The organism is Gordonia humi, from assembly GCF_014197435.1.
Taxonomy (GTDB): Bacteria; Actinomycetota; Actinomycetes; order Mycobacteriales; family Mycobacteriaceae; genus Gordonia; species Gordonia humi.
In genome coordinates, this window is sequence record NZ_JACIFP010000001.1 from 2,768,713 (window position 1) to 2,792,618 (window position 23,906).

At 67.9% G+C, this 23,906-nt stretch carries 22 protein-coding genes and 2 tRNA genes; 18 read left to right on the forward strand and 6 right to left on the reverse strand.

What is annotated here, in order from left to right; genetic code table 11:
* The first annotated feature begins 42 nt into the window (after nt 1-42).
* Nucleotides 43-1,239: a benzoate/H(+) symporter BenE family transporter gene (locus BKA16_RS12600; RefSeq protein ID WP_183370973.1), complete on the forward strand. Its 1,197-nt coding sequence runs from the start codon at nt 43-45 to the stop codon at nt 1,237-1,239.
* On the opposite strand, the gene BKA16_RS12605 is transcribed toward BKA16_RS12600, so the two are convergent.
* The gene (locus BKA16_RS12605; protein WP_183370974.1) at nt 1,230-1,550 is read right to left on the reverse strand and encodes a hypothetical protein; all 321 of its coding nucleotides are present in this window, start codon (nt 1,548-1,550) and stop codon (nt 1,230-1,232) included. The two genes, BKA16_RS12600 and BKA16_RS12605, sit on opposite strands and share 10 nt — an antisense overlap.
* A gap of 169 nt (nt 1,551-1,719) precedes the next feature.
* Between BKA16_RS12605 and BKA16_RS12610 the strand changes: the two genes are divergently transcribed.
* Nucleotides 1,720-2,208 carry a lipoprotein LpqH gene (locus BKA16_RS12610; RefSeq protein ID WP_183370975.1) on the forward strand — a complete coding sequence of 163 codons (489 nt, stop codon included), beginning with the start codon at nt 1,720-1,722 and terminating at the stop codon, nt 2,206-2,208.
* Between the two features lie 73 nt (nt 2,209-2,281).
* On the opposite strand, the gene BKA16_RS12615 is transcribed toward BKA16_RS12610, so the two are convergent.
* Nucleotides 2,282-2,352 (reverse strand) — tRNA-Gly (locus BKA16_RS12615).
* 134 nt (nt 2,353-2,486) lie between these two features.
* On the opposite strand from BKA16_RS12615, the gene BKA16_RS12620 reads away from it, so the two are divergent.
* The 5 genes from BKA16_RS12620 to clpX all read left to right on the forward strand — a co-directional run bounded on the left by BKA16_RS12620 (nt 2,487) and on the right by clpX (nt 6,885).
* Nucleotides 2,487-2,560 (forward strand) — tRNA-Pro (locus tag BKA16_RS12620).
* A gap of 41 nt (nt 2,561-2,601) precedes the next feature.
* Nucleotides 2,602-3,960 carry a trigger factor gene (gene tig / locus BKA16_RS12625; RefSeq protein ID WP_183370976.1) on the forward strand — a complete coding sequence of 453 codons (1,359 nt, stop codon included), beginning with the start codon at nt 2,602-2,604 and terminating at the stop codon, nt 3,958-3,960.
* A 243-nt stretch (nt 3,961-4,203) separates the two neighbouring features.
* Complete coding sequence (locus BKA16_RS12630) at nt 4,204-4,782, forward strand: ATP-dependent Clp protease proteolytic subunit (protein WP_183373048.1); 579 nt, start codon at nt 4,204-4,206, stop codon at nt 4,780-4,782.
* Nucleotides 4,783-4,822: 40 nt separating this feature from the next.
* On the forward strand, nt 4,823-5,506 hold the full coding sequence (locus BKA16_RS12635; RefSeq protein ID WP_281378409.1) for an ATP-dependent Clp protease proteolytic subunit: 684 nt from the start codon (nt 4,823-4,825) through the stop codon (nt 5,504-5,506).
* A gap of 92 nt (nt 5,507-5,598) precedes the next feature.
* Nucleotides 5,599-6,885 carry an ATP-dependent Clp protease ATP-binding subunit ClpX gene (gene clpX / locus BKA16_RS12640; protein WP_183370977.1) on the forward strand — a complete coding sequence of 429 codons (1,287 nt, stop codon included), beginning with the start codon at nt 5,599-5,601 and terminating at the stop codon, nt 6,883-6,885.
* Nucleotides 6,886-6,967: 82 nt separating this feature from the next.
* On the opposite strand, the gene BKA16_RS12645 is transcribed toward clpX, so the two are convergent.
* The gene (locus BKA16_RS12645) at nt 6,968-7,882 is read right to left on the reverse strand and encodes a hypothetical protein (RefSeq protein ID WP_183370978.1); all 915 of its coding nucleotides are present in this window, start codon (nt 7,880-7,882) and stop codon (nt 6,968-6,970) included.
* A gap of 157 nt (nt 7,883-8,039) precedes the next feature.
* Between BKA16_RS12645 and mobA the strand changes: the two genes are divergently transcribed.
* The 11 genes from mobA to proB all read left to right on the forward strand — a co-directional run bounded on the left by mobA (nt 8,040) and on the right by proB (nt 21,536).
* Nucleotides 8,040-8,642, forward strand: a complete 603-nt coding sequence (gene mobA, locus BKA16_RS12650; RefSeq protein WP_183370979.1) for a molybdenum cofactor guanylyltransferase — start codon at nt 8,040-8,042, stop codon at nt 8,640-8,642.
* A 9-nt stretch (nt 8,643-8,651) separates the two neighbouring features.
* Nucleotides 8,652-11,306 carry a valine--tRNA ligase gene (locus BKA16_RS12655; RefSeq protein ID WP_183370980.1) on the forward strand — a complete coding sequence of 885 codons (2,655 nt, stop codon included), beginning with the start codon at nt 8,652-8,654 and terminating at the stop codon, nt 11,304-11,306.
* Complete coding sequence (gene folC / locus BKA16_RS12660) at nt 11,306-12,706, forward strand: bifunctional tetrahydrofolate synthase/dihydrofolate synthase (protein ID WP_183370981.1); 1,401 nt, start codon at nt 11,306-11,308, stop codon at nt 12,704-12,706. Before BKA16_RS12655 ends, folC begins: the two co-directional genes overlap by 1 nt.
* The gene (locus tag BKA16_RS12665; protein ID WP_183370982.1) at nt 12,703-13,104 is read left to right on the forward strand and encodes a DUF4233 domain-containing protein; all 402 of its coding nucleotides are present in this window, start codon (nt 12,703-12,705) and stop codon (nt 13,102-13,104) included. Before folC ends, BKA16_RS12665 begins: the two co-directional genes overlap by 4 nt.
* 91 nt (nt 13,105-13,195) lie before the next feature.
* The gene (locus BKA16_RS12670; RefSeq protein WP_183370983.1) at nt 13,196-13,666 is read left to right on the forward strand and encodes a hypothetical protein; all 471 of its coding nucleotides are present in this window, start codon (nt 13,196-13,198) and stop codon (nt 13,664-13,666) included.
* A gap of 36 nt (nt 13,667-13,702) precedes the next feature.
* Nucleotides 13,703-14,119 (forward strand): nucleoside-diphosphate kinase, encoded by a 417-nt coding sequence (gene ndk / locus BKA16_RS12675; protein ID WP_183370984.1) that lies wholly within the window; start codon nt 13,703-13,705, stop codon nt 14,117-14,119.
* Nucleotides 14,120-14,520: 401 nt separating this feature from the next.
* Nucleotides 14,521-17,970 carry a translation initiation factor IF-2 N-terminal domain-containing protein gene (locus tag BKA16_RS12680; protein ID WP_183370985.1) on the forward strand — a complete coding sequence of 1,150 codons (3,450 nt, stop codon included), beginning with the start codon at nt 14,521-14,523 and terminating at the stop codon, nt 17,968-17,970.
* 204 nt (nt 17,971-18,174) lie between these two features.
* Nucleotides 18,175-18,486: a 50S ribosomal protein L21 gene (rplU, locus tag BKA16_RS12685; protein ID WP_183370986.1), complete on the forward strand. Its 312-nt coding sequence runs from the start codon at nt 18,175-18,177 to the stop codon at nt 18,484-18,486.
* Nucleotides 18,487-18,543: 57 nt separating this feature from the next.
* The gene (gene rpmA / locus BKA16_RS12690) at nt 18,544-18,807 is read left to right on the forward strand and encodes a 50S ribosomal protein L27 (protein ID WP_183370987.1); all 264 of its coding nucleotides are present in this window, start codon (nt 18,544-18,546) and stop codon (nt 18,805-18,807) included.
* 124 nt (nt 18,808-18,931) lie between these two features.
* Nucleotides 18,932-20,428, forward strand: a complete 1,497-nt coding sequence (gene obgE, locus BKA16_RS12695) for a GTPase ObgE (protein WP_183370988.1) — start codon at nt 18,932-18,934, stop codon at nt 20,426-20,428.
* Nucleotides 20,421-21,536: a glutamate 5-kinase gene (gene proB / locus BKA16_RS12700; protein ID WP_183370989.1), complete on the forward strand. Its 1,116-nt coding sequence runs from the start codon at nt 20,421-20,423 to the stop codon at nt 21,534-21,536. The genes obgE and proB overlap by 8 nt, the downstream gene beginning before the upstream one ends.
* Nucleotides 21,537-21,630: 94 nt before the next feature.
* On the opposite strand, the gene BKA16_RS12705 is transcribed toward proB, so the two are convergent.
* The 3 genes from BKA16_RS12705 to ectA are packed head-to-tail and all read right to left on the reverse strand — an operon-like array spanning nt 21,631 to nt 23,884.
* Nucleotides 21,631-22,056, reverse strand: coding sequence for an ectoine synthase (locus BKA16_RS12705; RefSeq protein WP_183370990.1), 426 nt, complete (start codon nt 22,054-22,056; stop codon nt 21,631-21,633).
* The gene (gene ectB, locus BKA16_RS12710) at nt 22,053-23,324 is read right to left on the reverse strand and encodes a diaminobutyrate--2-oxoglutarate transaminase (RefSeq protein WP_183370991.1); all 1,272 of its coding nucleotides are present in this window, start codon (nt 23,322-23,324) and stop codon (nt 22,053-22,055) included. The genes BKA16_RS12705 and ectB overlap by 4 nt, the downstream gene beginning before the upstream one ends.
* A 32-nt stretch (nt 23,325-23,356) precedes the next feature.
* Complete coding sequence (gene ectA / locus BKA16_RS12715; RefSeq protein ID WP_183370992.1) at nt 23,357-23,884, reverse strand: diaminobutyrate acetyltransferase; 528 nt, start codon at nt 23,882-23,884, stop codon at nt 23,357-23,359.
* Nucleotides 23,885-23,906 lie beyond the last annotated feature (22 nt).

A 23,906-nucleotide genomic window follows, 5' to 3' on the forward strand; every position in this document is an offset into this window, starting at 1 on the left:
CGTTCCGTTTACAGAACGTTCTGTTTATGGAACGATCGCAGCATGGCTGACGGGACGACAGGGCAGGGGGTGTCGATCGGCGTGCCGATCGGTGCCGGGATCGTGTGTGCGCTGGTGGGATTCACGTCGTCGTTCGCCGTCGTGCTGGCCGGGCTGCGCGCGGCGGGCGCCGACGCCGGTCAGGCCGCGTCGGGACTGCTGGCGGTGAGCGTGGCCATGGGGGCGGCGACCGTTCTCCTGTCGTGGCGGTTCCGGATGCCGATCACGTCGGCGTGGTCGACGCCCGGTGCGGCTCTTCTGGTGACCACCGGTGCGGTCGGCGGAGGCTGGGCCGCCGCGGTCGGCGCCTTCGTGTGTTGCGGTGTGCTCCTCGTCGTCACCGGACTGTGGCCGAGTCTGGCGGCCCTGGTGGCGCGTATTCCGACGCCCGTCGCGCAGGCGATGCTCGCGGGCGTCCTGCTGCCGCTGTGCGTGGAGCCGCTGCGCGGACTCGTCGCCGATCCCGTGGCCGTGGCGCCGGTCCTGGTGGTCTGGCTGGTCCTGTTGAAGGTCCGGCCGCGCTGGGCGGTACCCGCGGCGTTCGCGGCGGCGCTCGTGGTGATCGTGGTGGCGATCGTGCGCGACGGTTCGGGTCCGGCGCTCGGCGATCTGGTGCCGACGTTGACCTTCACCGCGCCGTCGCTCACGGTGAGTGCGCTGACCGGTGTCGCGATTCCCCTCTATCTGGTGACCATGGCGGCCCAGAACATTCCGGGGGTGGCGGTGATGGCCGGCTACGACTACCGGGTGCCGTGGCGGCCGGCCCTGACGGTGACGGGCGTCGGCTCGATCGTCGCGGCGGTGTTCGGCGGGCACGCGATCAACCTCGCCGCGATCAGTGCGGCCTTGGCCGCCGCACCGGAGGCCGACCCCGACCATCGGCGACGCTGGGTCGCCGGATTCACGGCGGGTGTGACGTACCTGGTGCTCGGTCTGGGGTCGGCGGGACTGGTCGCGGTGATCGTCGCCGCGCCGGACGGGGTCGTGCAGGCCGTCGCCGGGGTCGCGCTGGTCGGCGCGTTCGCGGGCGCCTGTGCGGGCGCCATGGGTGATGCCGACGGGCGCATCCCCGCGGCGGCGACCTTCGTCGTGGCCGCGTCGGGCGTGTCCGTCGTCGGCATCGGTTCGGCGTTCTGGGCGCTCGTCGTCGGTGTGGTGATGTGGACGCTCGGCGTCGGGCGGGTGCGCGCTCAGGCGTAGTCGGCGAACGGCTTCGGTCGCTTCGAGACCTCGTCCCACCTGATCGCGAGGCGGGTCGGGTCGGCGCGGTCGACGATCACCGGGAGGTTCTGACCGCTTTTCGGATACTTCTTCACCGGAACCGAGCAGTGGTGTCTGACCTTCTTCGGCGGAACGTCCGGCGCCGACACGACTCCGAGAATAAGCGCCGAATAGGAGATCGACGGAATGTCGCCGCCGCCGCTCGCGGGAGTGGGGCACACGTCCACCGTGAACTTGCCTAGGACCGGGTCTTTCATCCGCTTGGTCCGCCACCACAGCATCAGGCCCACGGCTCGGCGCTCCTCGTGTCATGTGTTCGGACGATCGATGTGACCATCGCTGTGTTCTACCACGCGGTCCGGGTGGATCCGGCGGTTAACCCGCATGCGTCGTGATCGGGATGGGATGCTCTTTGCGCATGTCCCTCACAAGGGGGACAAATCCGTGAAGGGGACGCTCATGAGAAGAACAATCGGCCTGGCCGCGACCGTGCTCGCGGCGGGCGCGTTGCTCGTCGGCTGCAGCAGCGACGACGACTCGAAGGACAACACGTCGTCCGACTCCTCGTCGGCCTCGACGACGACCGACACGTCCTCGGGCGGCGGCACTGTGGTGAAGGTCGACGGATCCGACCTCGACGGACTCGACCTCGACTCGGTGAGCTGCATGAAGCGGGCAGGCAAGATCACCATCGGCAGCACCGCGACCGCGGACGGGAAGGAAGCGCTCGGTGTGGTCATGAGCGACGGCAACCCGCCGAAGGTCGACACATTCGGCATCGTCTACGACGGCTCCGCGCTGGCCGTGGCCCCCGGTGTGGGGTCGGCCGAGGTGAAGGTGGACGGCGACGAGTACACCATCACCGGAACCGCCGCGGGAGCCGATATGGCGAATCCGACCGCGGGCATGCTCGAGAAGGACTTCGAGATCGTCGTCACCTGCAAGTGAGGTCATGAGCGCGTAGGCGCGAGAGCGATCAGGGCCCGGTCTCCACACTGGAGACCGGGCCCTGATTCGAATGAGCGGGCGACGGGAATCGAACCCGCGTAGCTAGTTTGGAAGACTAGGGCTCTACCATTGAGCTACGCCCGCGTCGCACTGCTGTGCGCTTGCAGAACACTACAGCAGACGCGTCGGGAAGTTCAAAATCGGTGCCGGGTTCGTGTCGTACGGCCGTCGGCCCGTACTATGTGCGTTTGGCCGTGTCCGACCTTCGGATCCGACCACGGGATGTGGCGCAGCTTGGTAGCGCATCCGCTTTGGGAGCGGAGGGTCGCAGGTTCGAATCCTGTCATCCCGACGATCACGAGTCGTCCGTAAGACCTAAGGAGCATCTACGCCGTGAAGAGCATCGTCGAGCAGCTGAGCCCGACCCGAGTCAAGCTGAATGTCGAGGTCCCGTTCGAGGAACTCTCCGGCGACTTCGACCAGGCCTACAAGGCTCTCGCTCAGCAGATCCGCATCCCCGGCTTCCGTCCGGGCAAGGCCCCCGCGAAGCTGATCGAGGCGCGCGTCGGTCGGCAGTCGATTCTCGAGCAGGTCGTCAACGACGCCCTCCCGAACAAGTACTCTCAGGCCGTCGCCGAGGCCGACGTCAAGGCCATCAGCCAGCCGGAGATCGACGTCGCCGAGCTCGTCTACGGCGAGCCCGTCAAGTTCACCGCCGAGGTCGACATCCGTCCGGAGATCGAGCTCCCCGATTTCGCGACCCTGTCGGTCGAGGTCGATCCGATCGAGATCTCCGACGCCGACGTCGAAGAAGAGCTCGAGAACCTGCGTGCCCGCTTCGGCACCCTGGTCGGCGTCGAGCGCGGCGCCCAGGACGGCGACTTCGTCTCCATCGACCTGGAGGCCTCGGTCGACGGCGAGGTCGTCGATGACGCCACCACCGAGGGTCTCTCCCACGAGGTCGGCAGCGGCAATCTCATCGAGGGACTCGACGAGGCGCTGCAGGGACTGTCCGACGGTGAGAAGAGCACCTTCACCACCAAGCTCGTCGCCGGTGATCACGCGGGCGCCGATGCCGAGGTCACCGTCACCGTCCAGTCGGTCAAGGAGCGCGAGCTGCCCGCCGTGGACGACGACTTCGCCCAGCTCGCCAGCGAGTTCGACACCGCGGACGAGTTGCGCGCGAGCCTGAGCGACCGGGTCGCCGAGGGCAAGAAGTACGAGCAGGCCGGCGCGATCCGCGACGCGGTCCTCGCTCAGCTGCTCGACACCGTCGAGTTTCCGCTTCCCGAGGCCGTCGTCGACGCCGAGGTCGAGGGCGTCCAGCACCAGCTGGTCCATGCCCTGGGCCACGACGACGCTCAGGTCGACAAGTTCCTCGAGGCGCAGGGCAAGACTCGCGACGAGTGGAACGCCGAGAGCCGCGAGGAGGCCGAGAAGTCGGTCCGCACGCAGCTGCTGCTCGACGCCATCGCCGACGAGGCCGGCACCGAGGTCGACCAGAACGAGTTGACCCAGCAGATCATCATGCAGAGCCAGCGCTACGGCGTCGCTCCGCAGGAGTTCATCCAGCAGCTGCAGAGCGCCAACCAGATCGGCGCCCTGTACGCGGACGTCCGCCGCAACAAGTCGCTCGCCGACATCATCGGTCAGGTGTCGGTCACCGACACCAACGGTGAGGTCATCGACACCGAGGCGTTCTTCGGCGGCGACGACGAGGACGAGACCGAAGGCGACGACGCCGACGCGTGATCTCCTCGCCCGCACGGGCCTTTCGACAGCCGGGACGGCGAGTACGTCCCGGCTGTCGTGTTCTCCGGGACCGGTTTCGCTTCGGGCGAAGGGGTTCCGCTGTAAGCGAATTAGGGGTGTCGGCGGAACAATCCGAGGCCCGGAATTGATTAATCTCGATGACAACGCCGCGACCTCCCGCGTGAGCACGGCCACCATTTCGACAGATAGGGACAACCAGTGAGCAATCTCTACACGCCCTCCATGAGCTCGGGCGTCGCCGGCCTGAACCTGACTGATTCGGTCTTCGAGCGACTGCTCCGCGAGCGCATCATCTTCCTCGGCACCCAGGTTGACGACGACATCGCCAACCGCCTCTGCGCGCAGATCCTGCTGCTGGCCGCGGAGGACGCGGAGAAGGACATCAACCTCTACATCAACTCGCCGGGCGGCAGCGTCACCGCGGGTATGGCGATCTTCGACACCATGCAGCTGGCGCCCTGCGACGTCGCGACCTACGCGATGGGCATGGCGGCCTCGATGGGCCAGTTCCTGCTCGCCGCGGGCGCCAAGGGCAAGCGTCACGCTCTGCCGCACGCCCGCATCATGATGCACCAGCCGTCGGCGGGCATCGGCGGCACCGCGGCCGACATCGCCATCCAGGCCGAGCAGTTCGCCGCCACCAAGCGCGAGATGAACCGCCTCAACGCCGAGTTCACCGGTCAGCCGCTCGAGACGATCGAGGCGGACGCCGACCGCGACAACTGGTTCACCGCGACCGAAGCCAAGGAGTACGGCTTCGTCGACCACGTCGTGGCCAACGTCGCGCGTCCGAACGCCTGATCGCCCACCGACCACCTCTCTCACCGGTTACGGAGACACCATGAACTACTCCTCCCTTCCCGCCGACGTGCGCGCCGGCATCCCGGACTCGGCGCTGGCACTGAAGAGCATGCAGGCCCGCTACATCCTTCCGTCGTTCATCGAGAACACCCCGAACGGTCAGCGCCAGTACGACCCGTACGCGAAGCTCTTCGAGGAGCGCATCGTGTTCGTCGGCACGCCGATCGACCAGACCGTCGCCAACGACGTCATGGCGCAGCTCCTGGTTCTGGAGAGCCAGGACCCCGACCGTGACATCACCATGTACATCAACTCGCCGGGCGGCAGCGTCCCGGACATGCTCGCCATCTACGACACCATGCAGTACGTGCACTGCGACGTCGTCACCGTGTGCCTCGGCGAGGCGGCGTCGGCGGCGGCCATTCTGCTGGCGGGCGGCACTCCGGGCAAGCGGGCGGCGCTGCCGAACGCGACCGTCCTGATCCACCAGCCGCGGACCGGCGGCGCATACCAGGGCCAGGTGTCCGACCTGGAGATCCAGGCCGCCGAGATCGAGCGCATCCGCAAGCGCCTCGACGAGATCCTCGCCTCGCACACCGGCCAGGACCCCGAGAAGATCCGCAAGGACACCGATCGCGACAACATCCTCACCGCCGACCAGGCCAAGGAGTACGGGATCATCGACGAGGTGTTCGACTATCGGAAGAAGTCGGCGCGCAAGTAGTGCGCGTTCGACCCGTCGATCTCGCTGTGCGCGAGTACCGTTGCCGGTGACGCGCATCATCCCCACGAAGCCCTAGAAAGCAGGTGCGACCCATGGCACGAATGGGAGACGGTGGCGACCTCCTGAAGTGCTCGTTCTGTGGAAAGAGCCAGAAGCAGGTCAAGAAGCTCATCGCCGGTCCGGGCGTGTACATCTGCGACGAGTGCATCGACCTGTGCAATGAGATCATCGAAGAGGAGCTCGCCGAGTCGAGCGGCGACGTGAAGCTCGACGAACTCCCCAAGCCCGCCGAGATCCGTGACTTCCTCGACAACTACGTCGTCGGACAGGACACGGCCAAGCGGACGCTCGCCGTGGCGGTCTACAACCATTACAAGCGGATCCAGGCGGGCGAGCGCAAGACCGACAAGCGGACGACCGGTGAACCGGTCGAGCTGGCGAAGTCGAACATCCTGATGCTCGGCCCGACGGGCTGCGGTAAGACCTACCTCGCGCAGACTCTCGCGAAGATGCTGAACGTTCCGTTCGCGATCGCCGATGCCACCGCCCTCACCGAGGCCGGATACGTCGGCGAGGACGTCGAGAACATCCTGTTGAAGCTGATCCAGGCCGCCGACTACGACGTCAAGCGTGCCGAGACCGGGATCATCTACATCGACGAGGTCGACAAGATCGCTCGCAAGAGTGAGAACCCGTCGATCACGCGCGACGTGTCCGGCGAGGGCGTCCAACAGGCTCTGTTGAAGATCCTGGAGGGCACTCAGGCGTCGGTGCCGCCGCAGGGTGGACGCAAACACCCGCATCAGGAGTTCATCCAGCTCGACACGACCAACGTCCTGTTCATCGTCGCCGGTGCGTTCGCCGGCCTCGACAAGGTGGTGGCCGACCGGATCGGCAAGCGCGGCATCGGTTTCGGCAACGACGTGCCGAGCAAGAACCAGGCGGACCTGAGCGACTACTTCGCCGAGGTGATGCCCGAGGATCTGATCAAGTTCGGTCTGATCCCCGAGTTCATCGGCCGTCTGCCGATGGTGGCGTCGGTGCGCAACCTCGACAAGGAGGCGCTCGTCTCGATCCTCTCCGAGCCGAAGAACGCACTGGTGAAGCAGTACACCAAGCTGTTCGAGATGGACGACGTCGAGCTCGACTTCACCCAGGACGCGCTGGAGGCCATCGCCGATCAGGCCATCCACCGCGGCACCGGAGCTCGCGGCCTCCGCGCGATCATGGAAGAGGTCCTGCTCCCGGTGATGTACGACATCCCCAGCCGCGACGACGTCGCCAAGGTGGTCGTCACCGGCGAGACCGTCCGCGACAACGTCCTGCCCACCGTCGTGCCCCGCAAGGACGACGACGGTCCCGCGGAGAAGTCCGCGTAAAGTTCGTCAGTCGGCTCACGCCCGAGGCGTCGGTTCCCGCTCCATCTCAGACAGAGAGCGGGAACCGACGCCTTCGGCGTATTCAAGTCTCGATACCGGCGCGACACATCCGTCGCCGGAGCATCGGGATCATCGCGCCGCTGCGGAGGTCGTCGTAGATCCATCGGGCGACGTCGCCGACGTGATCGCGAAGGCGATCCTCACGGATCTTCTCGGCGACGACGGCGTCCTCGACGTTCTGTCCTGGTTTGAGATCGCGCCAATATTTTCGTAACCCGTCGAACTCGGCGGCGAGCGAATCGCCCCAGCAATAGTCCGTGTACGCGATGGTTCCATCGACGAAGTCGAATCGGCGCTGGAGCACAGGGGACGGCAACTTGGCCTCGATCATCTGAGCGCGACTCCACGATTCGCCCGGATTCGCCGAGAGTGGATCGGCATGGCGCAGGGCGATGCGGACGACGGCGACTCCTGCGCGTCGTCGCTTGTCGATCTCGTTTTGGAGAGCTTCTCGCGACGCGCCCAGACGCAGTGCACTGTCGAGAGCGGCGAGAGCCTTCGGAAACGGTTTGCCCGCTGCGACGTCGACCGCGGTGCAGACGAGGTCGGATACGAGCACGCCGTCGACTTCAACGACACTGTCGTCGGGGAGGCCGGTGTGGATGTGCCGACTCGCCATCGTGCGTCCGCCGCTGCTCGTCGGCTTCGAGACGTGAACGACGGCATGATCGGGGAACAGCAATTCGAGACCGTGGACAGCCGCTGCCGAATCGTAGCTGAGTGGAAGACTCTGCGTGTCGGCGGCGGCGAGGGCTCGGAGTCGGTACTTCGCGTCCTGGACATCGTACTTCGGCAGCCGATCGCCCAGTACGTATGCTCCGGCCTCAATCTGTGCGAGGGTGCAGTCCCGCAGGCGGCGCTTGATCTCGGCGTCCGACATTCCCGTGTCGATCAGATCCGATCGGCGGATGACGCCGTGTCTTCCTTCAGGCCACATGCGAGCAGTGAACACCGGAACGTCAGATTTGTCTCTCCCGTTATCCACAGGCACGTTGCGATGAGTGTTCACGCCAGAGGCGTAGCTTCGCGCTCACTGTCGGACAAGGTGCGCGAACCGACGCCGCGGGCGTCCTTGCGCGGTTACGGTGGTCTCTATGAGCTACGACACAGTCGCTGGAATCATTCTCGCGGGCGGGCGTTCGCGCCGCATGGGGCAGGACAAGGCAGGGCTCGAGTTCGAGGGGGTGACGATGCTGACGCGGGTCGCGGGCGTCGTCGAGCAGCGGTGTGCGCCGGTGCTCGTCGCCGCGCCGGAGACCTCTCAGGCGTACCGAGAGCTGTCGCGGGAGTCGGATCTGCGGTGGGTCACCGACGAGAAGCAGGGGAGCGGTCCGCTCGGCGGACTCGCCGCGGCGCTCGCGGCCGCAGGTGCCGCCGGGGCCGACGTCGCGTTCGTGTGCGCCACCGACATGCCCCTCATCGGGACGGGTCTGATCGAGGAACTGCTCGCCGGACTCACCGAGCAGGCCGACGCCGTGATCGCGCGCGACGCACAGCGGGACCACCCGATGGCCGGTGTGTACCGGACCCGGGTCGCCGAGACTCTCCAGGCGTTGGTCGATGGCGGCGAACTCCGTATGACGGCGGCCGTCGAGGCGCTCGACACCCGACGCGTGAGCGTCACCGATGAGAACTGGCTCACCAACGTCGACGCGCCCGAGGACCTGCACCGACTGCGCGTCGGGAGCGTTTCCTAAGATTGAAGGGTGAGCAACCCCGAGCTGAGTAACGCCCTGCCCAAATCCTGGGACCCGTCCGACCACGAATCGGCCCTGTACCAGGGCTGGGTGGACGCCGGATACTTCCGTGCCGACGCCACGAGCGACAAGCCCGGCTACTCGATCGTGCTGCCCCCGCCCAACGTGACGGGATCCCTGCACATGGGTCACGCCCTCGACCACACCCTCATGGACACCCTGACCCGCCGCAAGCGGATGCAGGGCTACGAGGTCCTGTGGCTGCCCGGTATGGACCACGCCGGGATCGCGACGCAGACCATCGTCGAGAAGCAGCTCGCCGCCGAAGGCACCAGCCGTGAGGAACTCGGTCGTGAGAAGTTCATCGAGCGAGTCTGGCAGTGGAAGGCCGAATCCGGCGGCACCATCCAGGGGCAGATGCGCCGCCTCGGCGACGGCGTCGACTGGAGCCGCGACCGCTTCACCATGGACGACGGTCTCTCGCGCGCCGTCCACACCATCTTCAAGAAGATGTACGACGACGGTCTGATCTACCGCGCCGAGCGACTGGTCAACTGGTCGCCCGCCCAACAGACCGCGATCTCCGACATCGAGGTCAAGTACCACGACGTCGAGGGCGAGCTGGTCTCGTTCCGCTACGGCTCCCTCGACGACGCGCAGCCGCACATCGTCGTCGCCACGACGCGTATGGAGACGATGCTCGGCGACACCGCCATCGCCGTCCACCCGGACGACGCCCGCTACGCCGACCTGATCGGCGCCGAACTCGACCACCCGTTCCTCGATCGCAAGATCCCGGTGATCGCCGACGACTACGTCGATCCCGAATTCGGTTCCGGCGCAGTGAAGATCACGCCCGCGCACGATCCCAACGACTTCGCGATCGGTCAGCGTCACGACCTGCCGATGATCACGATCATGGATCAGACCGCGGTCATCACCGGTACCGGCACGCAGTTCGACGGCATGGACCGCTTCGAAGCCCGGGTCGCCGTCCGCGAGGCGCTGGCCGCGCAGGGACGCATCGTCAAGGAGGTGCGCCCGTACCTGCACAGCGTCGGACACTCCGAGCGCGCAGGCGAGCCGATCGAACCGCGACTGTCCATGCAGTGGTGGGTCAGCGTCGAGAAGCTGGCGAAGGCCGCGGGCGACGCCGTGCGCGGCGGCGACACCGTGATCCACCCGACGAGCCAGGAACCGCGGTGGTTCGCCTGGGTCGACGACATGCACGACTGGACCATCTCCCGCCAGCTGTGGTGGGGGCACCGCATCCCGATCTGGTACGGACCCGACGGACAGATCGAATGCTTCGGTCCGGACGACACCGTGCCGCAGGGCTGGGAGCAGGACCCCGACGTCCTCGACACGTGGTTCTCCTCGGGCCTGTGGCCGTTCTCGACCATGGGCTGGCCCGAGAAGACCGCCGAACTCGACAAGTTCTATCCCACGTCGGTGCTCGTCACCGGCTACGACATCCTGTTCTTCTGGGTCGCCCGCATGATGATGTTCGGCACCTACGTGGGCGCCAGCGACACGGCCGGCCTCGCCGACCGGTCGGCGAAGGTCCCCTTCACCGACGTGTTCCTGCACGGACTGGTCCGCGACGAGCACGGCTCCAAGATGAGCAAGTCGAAGGGCAACGGCATCGACCCGCTCGACTGGGTGGAGCGCTTCGGCGCCGACGCCCTCCGCTTCACCCTGGCCCGCGGCGCCAACCCGGGCAGTGACATCTCCGTCGGCGAATCGCATGCGCAGAGCTCCCGCAACTTCGCCACCAAGCTGTTCAACGCCACCAAGTTCGCGCTCATGAACGGCGCGCGGCTGGGCGAACTCCCCGCCGCAGATCGGTTGACGATCTCCGACCGCTGGATCCTCGGCCGTCTCGACGAGGTCCTGGCGGACGTCGACACCGGCTTCGAGACCTACGAGTTCTCCAAGGCCTGCGAGGCGCTGTACCACTTCGCCTGGGACGAGGTCTGCGACTGGTACCTGGAACTCGCCAAGGTTCAGGTGGCCGAGGGAGGCGACCGCGCCGCGACCACCGCACTCGTCCTCGGCACGGTCCTGGACAAGCTGTTGCGCGCCCTGTCGCCGGTCATGCCGTTCGTCACCGAGACCCTGTGGACGACCCTCACCGGCGGCGAGTCCGTGGTGATCGCCCCGTGGCCGACCCCGTCGGGCGACGCGGCCGACGCCGACGCCGCTCGGGCCGTCGACGACCTGCAGAAGCTGATCACCGAGGTGCGACGTTTCCGCAGCGATCAGGGACTCAAACCGGGACAGCGGGTGGCCGCCGTCGTCGACGGTCTCGACGAGCTCGGCCTCGCACCGTTGCGCGGCCAACTCGACTCCCTGGCCCGCCTCGAGGCGGCGGACGAGAGCTTCTCCGCGACCGCGACCGTCGAGGTCCGCCTGTCGGCGGGCACCGCGACCGTCGCCATCGACACCTCCGGCACCGTCGACGTCGAGGCCGAGCGCAAGCGCGCCGCCAAGGACCTCGCCGCCGCGGAGAAGGAACTGGCGGGCACCACCGCCAAACTCGGCAACGAGCAGTTCCTGTCGAAGGCGCCCGACGCCGTGGTCGACAAGATCAAGGCCCGCCGGGACCTCGCCGAGGCCGACGTCGCTCGGCTGCGAGCCAAGCTCGACGCGTTGGGCGCCTGATGTCCGCCCCGTCGCCCGACGACCTCGCCGAACTGACGGCGGTCGAAGCCGAACTCGACACCCGCTGGCCTGAGACCAAGATCGAGCCGTCGCTGGCCCGGATCACCGCGCTCCTCGAACTCCTCGGGAACCCGCAGCACGCATATCCGTCGATTCAGATCGCGGGCACCAACGGCAAGACGTCGGTCACCCGCATGATCGACGCCCTGCTGCAGGCGTTCCACCGGAGGACGGGCCGGATCACCAGCCCGCATCTGCAGCTGGCGACCGAGCGGATCGCGATCGACGGCGCGCCGATCAGCCCGCGCCTGTACGTCGACACCTACCGCGAACTCGAGCCGTTCATCACCATGGTCGACGACTCGTCGACCGCCCAGGGCGGTCCGCGGATGAGCAAGTTCGAGGTGCTCACCGCGATGGCGTACGCCGCCTTCGCCGAGGCGCCGATCGAGGTCGCCGTGGTCGAGACCGGGATGGGCGGACGCTGGGACGCGACCAACGTCGTCGACTCGCAGGTCACGGTCATCACGCCGATCGCCATGGATCACGCCGACTACCTGGGCGACACGCTCGCCGAGATCGCCGGGGAGAAGGCCGGGATCATCAAACCCGGGCCGGCCGACGCACTGGTCCCCGCCGACCCGATCACCGTGGTCGCACCGCAGGCGGCCGAGGTCAGCGACGTGATTCTGCGGGCGAGTGTCGAGGCGGGCACGATCGTCGCCCGTCAGGACTCGGAGTTCACCGTGCTCTCCTCGGCGACCGCGGTCGGGGGACAACTGCTGTCCATCCGCGGACTCGGCGGCGTGTACGACGAGATCTTCCTGCCGTTGCACGGGGCGCACCAGGCGGCCAACGCCGCGCTCGCACTCGCCGCGGTGGAGGCGTTCTTCGGCGCCGGGGTGGACCGGCGACTCGACGTCGACACGGTGCGGGATGCGTTCGCCGCCGTGACGACGCCGGGACGACTCGAACGCATGCGCAGCGCGCCGAGCGTGTTCATCGACGCAGCGCACAATCCGCACGGCGCTCAGGCTCTGGCACGCGCCGTCACCTCCGAATTCGACTTCCGGCGCCTGATCGGCGTGATCGGGGTGCTCGGCGACAAGGACGCCCGCGGTCTGCTGACCGAACTCGAGCCGGTGCTCGACACGGTGGTGCTGACCAACAACGGCTCGCCCCGAGCCCTCGACACCGAGGACCTCGCCGACGTCGCCCGCTCGATCTTCGGGGACGAACGAGTGGAGACCGTGCCGTTCCTGCCCGACGCCGTCGAACGCGCTGTGGCCCTCGCCGAAGACGGCGAGACGGGCACCGTGTCGGGTGCGGGCGTGATCATCACCGGATCGGTCGTCACGGCCGGCGCCGGCCGCACATTGTTCGGGAAGGACCCGTCATGACCGAGAACCCGGAACGCCGAGTCAACCCGCCCGCGACCGACCCCTGGAAGGGATTCCGCGGCGTCATGGCGGGCACCCTGATCCTCGAAGTCATCATCGTGCTGCTGGCCCTGCCGATCGTCGCGAAGCTCGGCGGCGGTCTCGGTTGGGGATCGGGCCTGTTCCTTGGGCTCCTGACACTCGCGTTCATCCTCCTGTCCGGCATGTGCGCGCGTCCATGGGCGTTGCCGACCATCCTGGGCCTGCAGGTCGTGCTGATCATCGGCGGTCTGTTCCACTGGTCGATCGCCGTGGTCGGGGTGATCTTCCTTTGCGTCTGGCTGTACATCGCGTACATTCGACGCGACGTCGCTCGTCGGATCGAGCGAGGACTGCTGCCGAGCCAGCAGATGAACTGACACGACTGGCGTGTCGTTCGTTCGGGGGATCGAGTCGACTAGACTCGACATTCGAGATCTCGCCGCTCGGCGAGGGAGAAGGGTGGAGCGCATGGCATTGCGGCACGATCGGGTACGACGCGGCACGACGCGGATCGCCCTGGCGACGATGGCCTGTGCGGTCGCGATGTCGGCGGCGGTCACCGGGACGGCGCAGGCCGATACGAGCGAGTCCGCGGTCCCGACGCCGGACGCACCCCCGCGCAGTGCTCCGTCGGCGACGCTCGACGACGCCGTCAAACCCGGCGTCCCGCAACCGGTCGCCGAGGGGTCCTTCGGCTACATCGCCACACCGAGCGCCACCAAGTGGATGCACGATCGGCACCCCGAGGACGTCATCGCGAACCTGCCGGTGGGTCACCACAGCGACAACCAGATGATGGCGCAGCTGCTCGGCGGGCAGCTCGACGCGGCCGTCGCCCAGCGCGGTGCCTGTGTGCAGATCATCGTCGGCGGCCCCCGCGACGGAGGCCTGTTCACGTACGGTTTCTACGCGGTGGAGCCCGAATACTGCCCCCGCTGACGTGTGGCCGAGGCATCGGGTCGTTACAGTGTGCTGGTGACTGAACAGACTCTCGTACTCATCAAGCCCGACGGTGTGCAGCGCGGTGTCATCGGCGAAGTGATCTCCCGCATCGAGCGCAAGGGCCTGCGTCTGGCCGCTCTGGAACTGCGGACCGTCTCCGTCGAGGTGGCCTCCGAGCACTACGCCGAACACGCCGAGCGGCCGTTCTTCGGTTCGCTGCTGGAGTTCATCACCTCCGGTCAGGTGGTCGCCGCCGTCGTCGAGGGCCCGCGCGCCATCACCGCGTTTCGCCAGCTCGCCGGCGGAACCGATCCGGTCGAGAAGGCCACGCCCGGCACGATCCGCGGGGACTTCGGCCTCGAGACCCAGTTCAACCTGGTCCACGGCTCGGACTCACCGGAGTCCGCCGCCCGCGAGATCGCCCTCTGGTTCCCGAACTTGACCGCCTGACGAACACCCGAAGACCAGTAGAGCCGTGCGACCGGGACCCGGTCGCACGGCTCTACTCGTCCGCGGCGCACCAGCGGAGTCGGCGACGCGCGGAGGGGATTTCTCCATGCCGTGCGGGTCTTGCCCGATCCGTATGGGATACTTGCAGAGGTTCGTACGCGTCACACTTTGACACATGCGGATCAGGCGGAGCTCTCGACGACCCGCCCGCCGTCCGTCGCACCCCACCGGGTCCGGGTGAGCGGTGGTCGTCGGGGAACCGTCGACAGCCAGGCGTCGAAAGCAGACGCGAAGACCACACAACACCCGGTCGTCAGGCCGGCACACATTGGGAAGGCCCTCGCGTGGCCGCGTCGTACCAGCACACGGTGTGACGCGCCCGGGGGTCTCGAGGAGACCACGTGACCGATAACGGGTCGCCGGTGAACGCCGATACGGCGCATCTCACGGCGGAAGACATTCCCCTCCGACTCCGCGTGCACGCGCTCGCCCGCCTGGTGGGAACCACCAGCCGGGACGTGCTCGGGCACCTCGGAGAACTCGGAGTGACGGCGCGCACCGCGCAGTCGTCGATCTCGCGCGACGACGCCATGCTCGTCGCGCGACGCCTCGGTGTCGCCGCACCCGAGGACACCGCGCAGTCGGATGCGCCCGCCGCCGAGGAGTCGACGCCGGGCGAATCGACGCCCGACTCCCGGGCCGCGGACGCGTCGACGGCGGACGTGCGGCCGACCGCCGAACCGAATCTGTTCTCGGCCGTCGAGGTCGTGGAGCCGACGGCGCCGCCCGCGGCGTCCGAGCCCGCGGTGCCGCTGTTCCTGGCGGCGGAGCCGGGGGAGAAGAAGGCCGACGCCAAGAAGTCCGATGCCAAGAAGGAGACGGCGAAGAAGAGCGACGGCAAGAAGTCGGACGCCAAGCGATCCGCCGACAAAGCCGCCGCCGAGCAGGCCGACGACGCGGCGCGGCAGGACAAGAGCGCCGAGAACAAGAGTTCCGAGAACAAGGGCGCCGAGAACAAGAAGACCGACGACAAGAAGAGCGACGGCAAGAGATCTGACGGCAAGAAGTCGGACGCGAAGAAGTCCGACACCAAGAAATCGTCGAAGAAGGCCGACTCCAAGAAATCGTCGAAGAAGTCCGACGCCAAGGAACCGACGGTCGCGACCGAGGCCGACGGGGCGACCGAGACCGACGGGGCGACCGAGACCGACGGGGCGACCGAGGTCCGGGCGGACGGGCCCGCCGTCGAGACCACCGACGTCGTGCCGGCCGCCGAGAGCGAGACGGCCGCACCCGAGTCGGCGACCGCGGACGCCGACGCATCGCCCGCCGCGGACTCCGAGCAGACCGACGACCAGACGGACCAGTCCGACGACGGCGCGGGCGAATCGCGCTCTCGTCGCCGTCGCCGCGGCCGTCGCGGACGCGGACGCGGACGCGGCGACCAGCCGGAGGCCGGCGAGCAGGACGACGCCGAGGCCGCCGAGTCGACGGACGGCCCGTCCGAGGACGGACGGTCCGCGGAGAGCACCGACACCGAGCAGCCGACCGACGACGACTCGACCGATGATGATTCGGACGCCGACGACGCGTCCGACGATCAGGCGCCGAGCAGCAAGCGTCGCCGTCGCAGGCGTCGTCGCCGTGGCACCGGCGACTCCGACGACGCCGCGACCACCGACGATCCGCCGAACACCGTCGTGCACGAGCGCGAGCCGCGCACCAAGCGGGTCCGCGACGAGGTCCAGGGCATCTCCGGGTCGACGCGTCTGGAGGCCAAGCGTCAGCGTCGTCGTGACGGACGCGACGCCGGGCGTCGTCGTCCGCCGATCCTGACCGAATCGGAGTTCCTGGCCCGCCGGGAGTCCGTCGAGCGGGTGATGGTGGTCCGCGAGCGCTCTGCGAACGCCGCCGTCGCCTCGCACGAGTCGCACGCCGCGCCCACCGAGGACTACACGCAGGTGGCCGTCCTCGAAGACGGCGTCTTGGTGGAGCACTTCGTCACCACCGAGACCAGCCAGTCGATGGTCGGCAACATCTACCTCGGTCGTGTGCAGAACGTGCTGCCGGGCATGGAGGCCGCCTTCGTCGACATCGGTCGCGGACGCAACGGCGTCCTGTACGCGGGCGAGGTCAACTGGGAGGCCGCCGGACTCGACGGCCGCTCGCGCAAGATCGAACAGGCGCTCTCCCCGGGCGACTACGTCCTCGTCCAGGTCAGCAAGGACCCGGTGGGGCACAAGGGCGCGCGACTCACCACGCAGATCTCGCTGGCCGGCCGCTATCTCGTCTACGTGCCGGGCGGCTCGTCCACCGGGATCAGCCGAAAACTGCCCGACACCGAGCGCAAGCGGCTCAAGCAGATCCTGGCGAAGGTCGTTCCGTCCGAGGCCGGTGTCATCATCCGCACGGCGTCCGAGGGCGTCAGCGAGGACGAGCTGGCCGCCGACGTCGCGCGCCTCGAATCGCAGTGGAAGAGCATCGAGGCCTCGGCCGCCGAGCACCAGGAGAAGGCGTCGGGCAGCCCCCGAGCCCTCTACGAGGAGCCGGACCTGCTGGTCCGCGTGGTCCGGGACCTGTTCAACGAGGACTTCTCCAAGCTCGTCGTCGAAGGCGACAAGGCGTGGTCGCTGGTCTCCGGGTATGTCGGCGACGTGGCGCCGGACCTGTCCGAGCGCGTCGAGCGGTTCACCAAGGCGCATGCCGACTCGCCCGACTCGTTCGTGGTGCACCGGATCGACGAGCAACTCGCCAAAGCGCTCGATCGCAAGGTGTGGCTGCCCTCGGGCGGCACACTGATCATCGAGCACACCGAGGCGATGACGGTCGTCGACGTCAACACCGGCAAGTTCACCGGATCGGGCGGCAATCTCGAGGAGACGGTCACCCGGAACAACCTGGAGGCGGCCGAGGAGATCGTTCGTCAGATGCGCCTGCGCGACATCGGCGGCATGATCATCGTCGACTTCATCGACATGGTGCTCGAGAGCAACCGCGATCTGGTCCTGCGCCGTCTCACCGAGGCGCTCGCCCGCGACCGGACCCGCCACCAGGTGTCGGAGGTCACCTCGCTCGGACTGGTCCAGATGACGCGTAAGCGGCTCGGCACGGGTCTGCTGGAGGCGTTCTCCACGACCTGTACCGCGTGCGCCGGTCGAGGAGTCATCGTCCACGCGAACCCGGTCGAGGTGCGTCCCTCCGACGACGCCGGCCGCGGTGACGCGGGCGGCCGACGGTCGCGTCGGAAGAAGAGCGGCGGTCGCGGCGACGGCGCGCCGTCGCCGACCGCCCCGGAACAGCCGAAGGCGCAACAGCACAAGCCCGCCGCCGAGCATCCGATGTTCAAGGCGATGGCCCACCACGACGAGGACGGCGCGGCCGAGCCCGAGAACGCCGATACGGCAGATCGGGGTCGGGTCGACGCCGAACGCGCCGCGGAGCCGGAGACCTCGACACACGGGGGCCAGGCGCAGGACACTCGCTCGAACAACGCCGACGGCTCCCGCGGAAGCAGGCGTTCGCGTTCGAACGGCGGTCGTAACGGACGCCCGATCGACGGCGCCGCCGAGTCCGCACCGACGGCGACGGAGACGGGTACGGCGTCGGCCGATGCACCGGCACCCGTGACCGCGGACGAGGCCGCACCGGTCACGACCGTCACGCGGCGTCGCCGGGCGGTGCGTCGTACGTCGGCGCCCACCGCGGTGCCGCCCGAGCCGATCACCGTGACGCCCGACCACCCGGTGACCACCGTCGCCGCGCAGACGGCGGAGCCCGTCGTGGCGGCCACCCGGACACCTCGTCGGCGCAGCGGCCGTCGGGCGGCGGGACCTCCGCCGTCGGAGCAGTGACACACTACGCGATGAGTTTGACCTGATAGGTTGCGGTGCCGTAGCCTTGACAGGTCGCCTTCCGCAGACGCGCGCTGATGTGCGCGCAAGGCGCGGAAGCTGCTTCGAGAGGATTCTCGAGGCTGCAGTACACCACAGAATCGCCGATGAGCAGGATTGGCCTGCGGGTTCGGCCCGATGAGACGAGTTAAGAGGACAGCGGGAATGGCAACGTACGCGATCGTCAAGACCGGCGGTAAGCAGTACAAGGTCGCAGAGGGCGACATTGTGAAGGTCGAGAAGATCGACGCAGAGCAGGGCAGCAGCGTGTCGCTCCCTGTCGCGCTGGTCGTCGACGGTGCGAACCTGACCACCGATGCAGACAAGCTGGCCGCGAAGTCGGTCGACGCCGAGATCCTCGAGCACGTCAAGGGCCCGAAGATCCGCATCCACAAGTTCAAGAACAAGACCGGCTACCACAAGCGCCAGGGTCACCGTCAGAACCTGACGGTCCTCAAGGTCACCGGTATCAAGTAATCCTGCTCGGGCTCACCCCCGGCACCGAATTCCCTTTCTTCCCAGGAGGATTGATTCATGTCAAGCAAGAAGGGTGCATCAAGCACTCGGAACGGTCGCGATTCCAACGCCCAGCGCCTCGGTGTGAAGCGCTTCGGTGGCCAGGTCGTCAGCGCCGGTGAGATCCTGATCCGCCAGCGCGGCACCAAGTTCCACCCGGGCGTCGGCGTCGGTCGCGGCGGCGACGACACCCTGTTCGCTCTGCAGGCCGGCTCCGTCGAGTTCGGCACCAAGCGCGGCCGCAAGACGGTCAACATCGTTCCGCAGCCGTCCGAGGTCTGACGACCCGGTCGAACGCCGAACAACTCAGCTCTGCAGCAGGGCGGGTCAGGGTCACTGAGAACCCCGACCCGCCCTGCTTCATTCTCTCTCCGGCCTCTGCGGTCGTTATGTAAGGAGACGCCACGTGTCACGCTTCGTCGACCGCGTCAAGATCGATGTCGTCGCCGGTAACGGTGGGCACGGCTGCTCGTCGGTCCACCGGGAGAAGTTCAAGCCGCTGGGCGGACCGGACGGCGGCAACGGCGGTCACGGCGGCGACGTCCGCCTCGTCGTCGACCCGCAGGTGCACACGCTGCTCGACTTCCACTTCCGGCCGCACGCGCGGGGCACCAACGGGCGTCCCGGTGAGGGCGGCAACCGCAACGGTGCGAACGGTGACGAACTGGTTCTTCCGGTGCCCGACGGCACCGTGGTCCTCGACTCGCGCGGACAGATCGTCGCCGACATGGTCGGGGAGGGCACCGAGTTCATCGCAGCGCAGGGCGGCCGCGGAGGGCTGGGCAACGCGGCGCTCGCCTCGCGCGCCCGACGCGCCCCGGGATTCGCGCTGCTCGGCGAGCCCGGTGAGGAACGCGAGCTGGTCCTCGAACTCAAATCCGTCGCCGACGTCGGTCTCGTCGGCTTTCCGTCGGCGGGCAAGTCGTCGCTGGTGTCCGTGCTCTCGGCTGCGAAGCCGAAGATCGCCGACTACCCGTTCACCACGCTGACGCCGAACCTCGGCGTGGTGACCGCCGGATCGGACGTGTTCACCGTCGCCGACGTGCCCGGACTGATTCCGGGTGCGTCCGAAGGACGGGGACTCGGACTGGAGTTCCTGCGCCACCTCGAGCGATGCGCGGTGCTGGCACACGTCGTCGACTGTGCGACGCTCGAACCCGGCCGCGACCCGATCTCCGACATCGACGCGCTCGAAGCGGAGCTCGCGGCGTACAAGCCGGCACTGGACGCGGACCACTCGCTCGGCGACCTCGCCCACCGTCCTCGCATCGTCGTCCTGAACAAGGTCGACATCCCGGAGGCCGACGAACTCGCCGACCTCGTCGAGGCCGACATCGCCGAACGCGGCTGGCCCGTGTTCCGTATCTCCGCCGTCGCTCACAAGGGACTGGCCGAACTCACCTTCGCGCTCGCCGAGATGGTGCGCGAGTACCGCGCGACCCAGGCGAAGCCGGTCGCCCGCCGGACCGTGATCCGTCCGAAGGCCGTCGATCAGAACGAGTTCACCGTGGTGCCCGATCCCGCGGTGGAGGGCGGCTTCATCGTGCGCGGCGCACGCCCGGAGCGGTGGATCCGACAGACGCAGTTCGACAACGACGAGGCCGTCGGCTACCTCGCGGACCGACTCAACCGGCTCGGTGTGGAGGACGCCCTGGTCAAGAACGGCGCGGTGCCGGGCGCCTCGGTCACCATCGGCGACGTCTGCTTCGACTGGGAGCCGTCGACGCCGACGGGTGAGCACGTGCCGCTCACGGGCCGCGGAACCGACGTCCGCATGGAACGCAACGATCGCGTCGGTGCGGCCGAACGCAAGGTCGCTCGCGCCATGCGTCGGCAGCGCGCCGACGCCGAGTCGGAGGATTCGCTCGGCTGGGACGGCGATCTCCCCGACGACGATGAGTGAGCTGCGCGCCGGGATCGCGGGCGCCCGCAGCATCGTCGTCAAGATCGGCTCGTCGGCGCTGACCGACCTGGCCAGCGGGCTCGACCGGGACAGGCTCGACGCGCTCGTCGACGCCCTCGAAGCACGGATGCAGGCCGGATCGGACGTCGTCGTCGTCTCGTCGGGAGCCATCGGGGCGGGAATCGCCCCCCTCGGCCTGCGGAAGCGTCCGACCGATCTCGCGACCAAACAGGCCGCCGCCAGCGTCGGACAGCTGGCCCTGGCTCATGCGTGGGGGACGTCGTTCGCACGTTACCGGCGCGTGGTGGGCCAGGTCCTCCTGACCGCCGACGACTTCTCCGACCGGGCGCATCACGCCAACGCGCAGCGGACGCTCGACCGTCTGCGTGCGTTGCACGCCGTGGCCGTGGTGAACGAGAACGACACGGTGGCCACCAATGAGATCCGCTTCGGCGACAACGATCGTCTGGCCGCCCTCGTCGCGCACCTCGTCAGCGCCGACGCGCTGGTGCTGCTCTCGGACGTGGACGGTCTCTACACCGGCGATCCGCGACGCCCGGGGCCGGACGGTCGACCCGCACGTCTGATCGAGCAGGTCGACGGACCGGAGGACCTCGACGGAGTGATCGCCGGATCGGGTGGGGCCCTCGGCACCGGCGGCATGGCCTCGAAGCTCGCCGCGGCGCGGCTCGCCTCCGACTCCGGGGTGCCGGTGCTGTTGGCGTCGGCGTCGGACGCCGCGGCGGCTCTGCGCGACGCGTCCGTCGGCACAGCGTTCGCCGCACGTCCCGAGCGACTGTCGGCCCGACGTTTCTGGGTTCGGCACGCCGCCCAGTCGCACGGCCGCCTCGTCCTCGACGACGGTGCCGTCCAGGCTGTCTGCCTGCGACGACGTTCGCTCCTCGCGGCGGGCGTGACCGCCGCGCACGGCAACTTCTCCACCGGGGACGTGGTCGACCTCGTCGATCTGCGCGGCGAGGTCCGAGGCCGCGGAGTGGTCGGCTACGACGCCGACGACGTCGCCCGAATGATCGGACGCTCGACCGATGAGCTGCCCGCGGATCTGCAACGACCGCTCATCCACGCCGACCATCTGGTGCCGGTGTAGACGATCCCTCCCACGACCGGAGAGAGGGGAGTGCGCCCGACCCTCGGGTCGAGCGCACTCCCCTCAATCGACCGGAAAGTGAACCGGCGGTCCCTTACGCGCGATGCCGTCCGGCATCCTCCAACGGCGGGACCTCCACGAGCGGGTAGATGCCGTTCTCATCGTGCACCTCGGTGCCGACCACGGGCGGGTTGAAGACGCACAGCATGCGGAGCTGGGTCTTCGCGGTGACCGTGTGGCGGTCGTACTTGTCCATCATGTACATCGTCCCCGCGGCGAGCGGATAGGTGATGCCGGTCTCGCGGTCGAGGAGTTCACCCTCGCCCTCGACGAGCCAGACGGCCTCGATGTGGTTCGCGTAGTGGAACTCGTTGACCGATCCCGCCTTGATGGTGGTCTCGTGGAACGAGAACCCGACGCGGTCGCCTCCGAGGACGATCCGCTTGGAGACCCAGTTGCCCGACGGGTCGGCGACTTCGCGGTCGGTGCCGGTGATCTCTTCGGTGGTGCGGACGATCATGCGAAGACCTCCTCGACAGAAGCGAACAGGATGTTCAGGCCCTCGGTCAACTCGTCGTCGGTGATCGTGAGGGCGGGCAGCAGCTTCACGACCTCGCCCGACGGGCCGGACGTCTCCGCGAGCAGGCCGCGCTTGAACGCCGCGGCGCAGACCTCGCCCGCCTTGGCCGGATCGTCGAAGACGAGTCCCTGGGCCATGCCGCGGCCGCGGTGCTTGATGCCGTCGAACTTCGCGCACAGCTCGTCGAAGTGTTCGGAGATCGCGATGCCCTTGGCCTTGGTCGAGACGGCGAGCTTGTCGTCGGACCAATAGGTGTCGATGGCCGTCTTGGCGGCGACGAACGCGGGGTTGTTGCCGCGGAACGTGCCGTTGTGCTCGCCCGGCTCCCACACGTCGAGCTCGGGCTTGATCAGGACCAGCGCCATCGGCATGCCGTAGCCGCCGATCGACTTCGACAGGGTGACGATGTCCGGAACGATGCCTGCCTCCTCGAACGAGAAGAAGTCGCCGGTGCGGCCACAGCCCATCTGCACGTCGTCGACGATGAGCAGCATGTCCTGGCGCTTGCAGAGGTCGGCCAGGCCGCGCAGCCATTCGGCGCGCGCGACGTTGACGCCGCCCTCTCCCTGCACGGTCTCGACGATGACGGCGGCGGGCTTGTTGAGGCCCGACCCCTCGTCGTTGAGGACGCGCTCGAACCACGCGAAGTCCTCGGTGGCGCCGCCCATGTAGTTGTCGAACGGCATCGGCGTCGAGTGGACCAGCGGGATGCCCGCACCGGCGCGCTTCATCGCGTTGCCGGTGACCGACAGCGATCCGAGCGTCATGCCGTGGAAGGCGTTGGTGAAGTTCACGATGGCCTCGCGACCGGTCACCTTGCGGGCCAGCTTCAGTGCGGACTCGACGGCGTTGGTGCCGGTCGGTCCGGGGAACTGCATCACGTAGTCGAGGCCTCGCGGAGCGAGGATCTTCTCGGCGAACGTCTCGAGGAACTCGCCCTTGGCGCGGGTGTTCATGTCGAGACCGTGGGTGATTCCGTCGCGCTCCATGTAGTCGAGCACGGCGCGCTTGAGGATCGGGTTGTTGTGCCCGTAGTTGAGTGCGCCTGCGCCCGCGAAGAAGTCGAGGTAGGTGTTGCCGTCCACGTCGGTGAGACGAGACCCGACGGCGGTGTCGAACAGTGCCGGCCAGTCCCGGCAGTACGAGCGGACTTGTGATTCGTGCTTGGTGAAAGTGTCGTCGTCCAGTGCGTTGTGCATCGTCGTCATTTGGAGTTTTCCCCTTGGGTGTTGTCGATGTCCTATCGGATGGACATCGGCTCGAGCCGGTACAGGTCTTCCGGCTCGTGCGAGTCGCCGAAGAGTTCGGCCTCGAAGAAGGACTCGCGTGTGAAGTCGAGTCCGAGCGATCGTGCCGCCCCGGCGAACAGCCGCTGGGAAGCGGCGTTGTCGGGACTGATCGTGGTGTGGATCGCGGTGACCCCCGATGGAGCGCAGCGTTTGAACAGCTCGCAGAGCATCGTGCCTGCGATCGCCTTGCCGCGCTGATCGGCGTCGACCGCCACCTGCCACACCATGAGGGCGTCGTCGGCGTGCGGCCGACGATACCCGGTCACGAAGCCGACGGGCCTTCCGTCGACCTCGGCGATGATGGATGTGTCAGTGAACTCTGCCGCCCACAGCACGTAGGCGTAACTCGAATTCACATCGAGGACCTGCGAATCGCGGGCGATCTCCCACATCCTCAAGCCATCAGTAGCCCGGGGTCGCCGGTAGGCGACACCGTTGTGGTCGTCCAGATCGAACGTGTTTTCAGTTTCCGGGTTCATGACTTGATCGAGGCTAACGAGA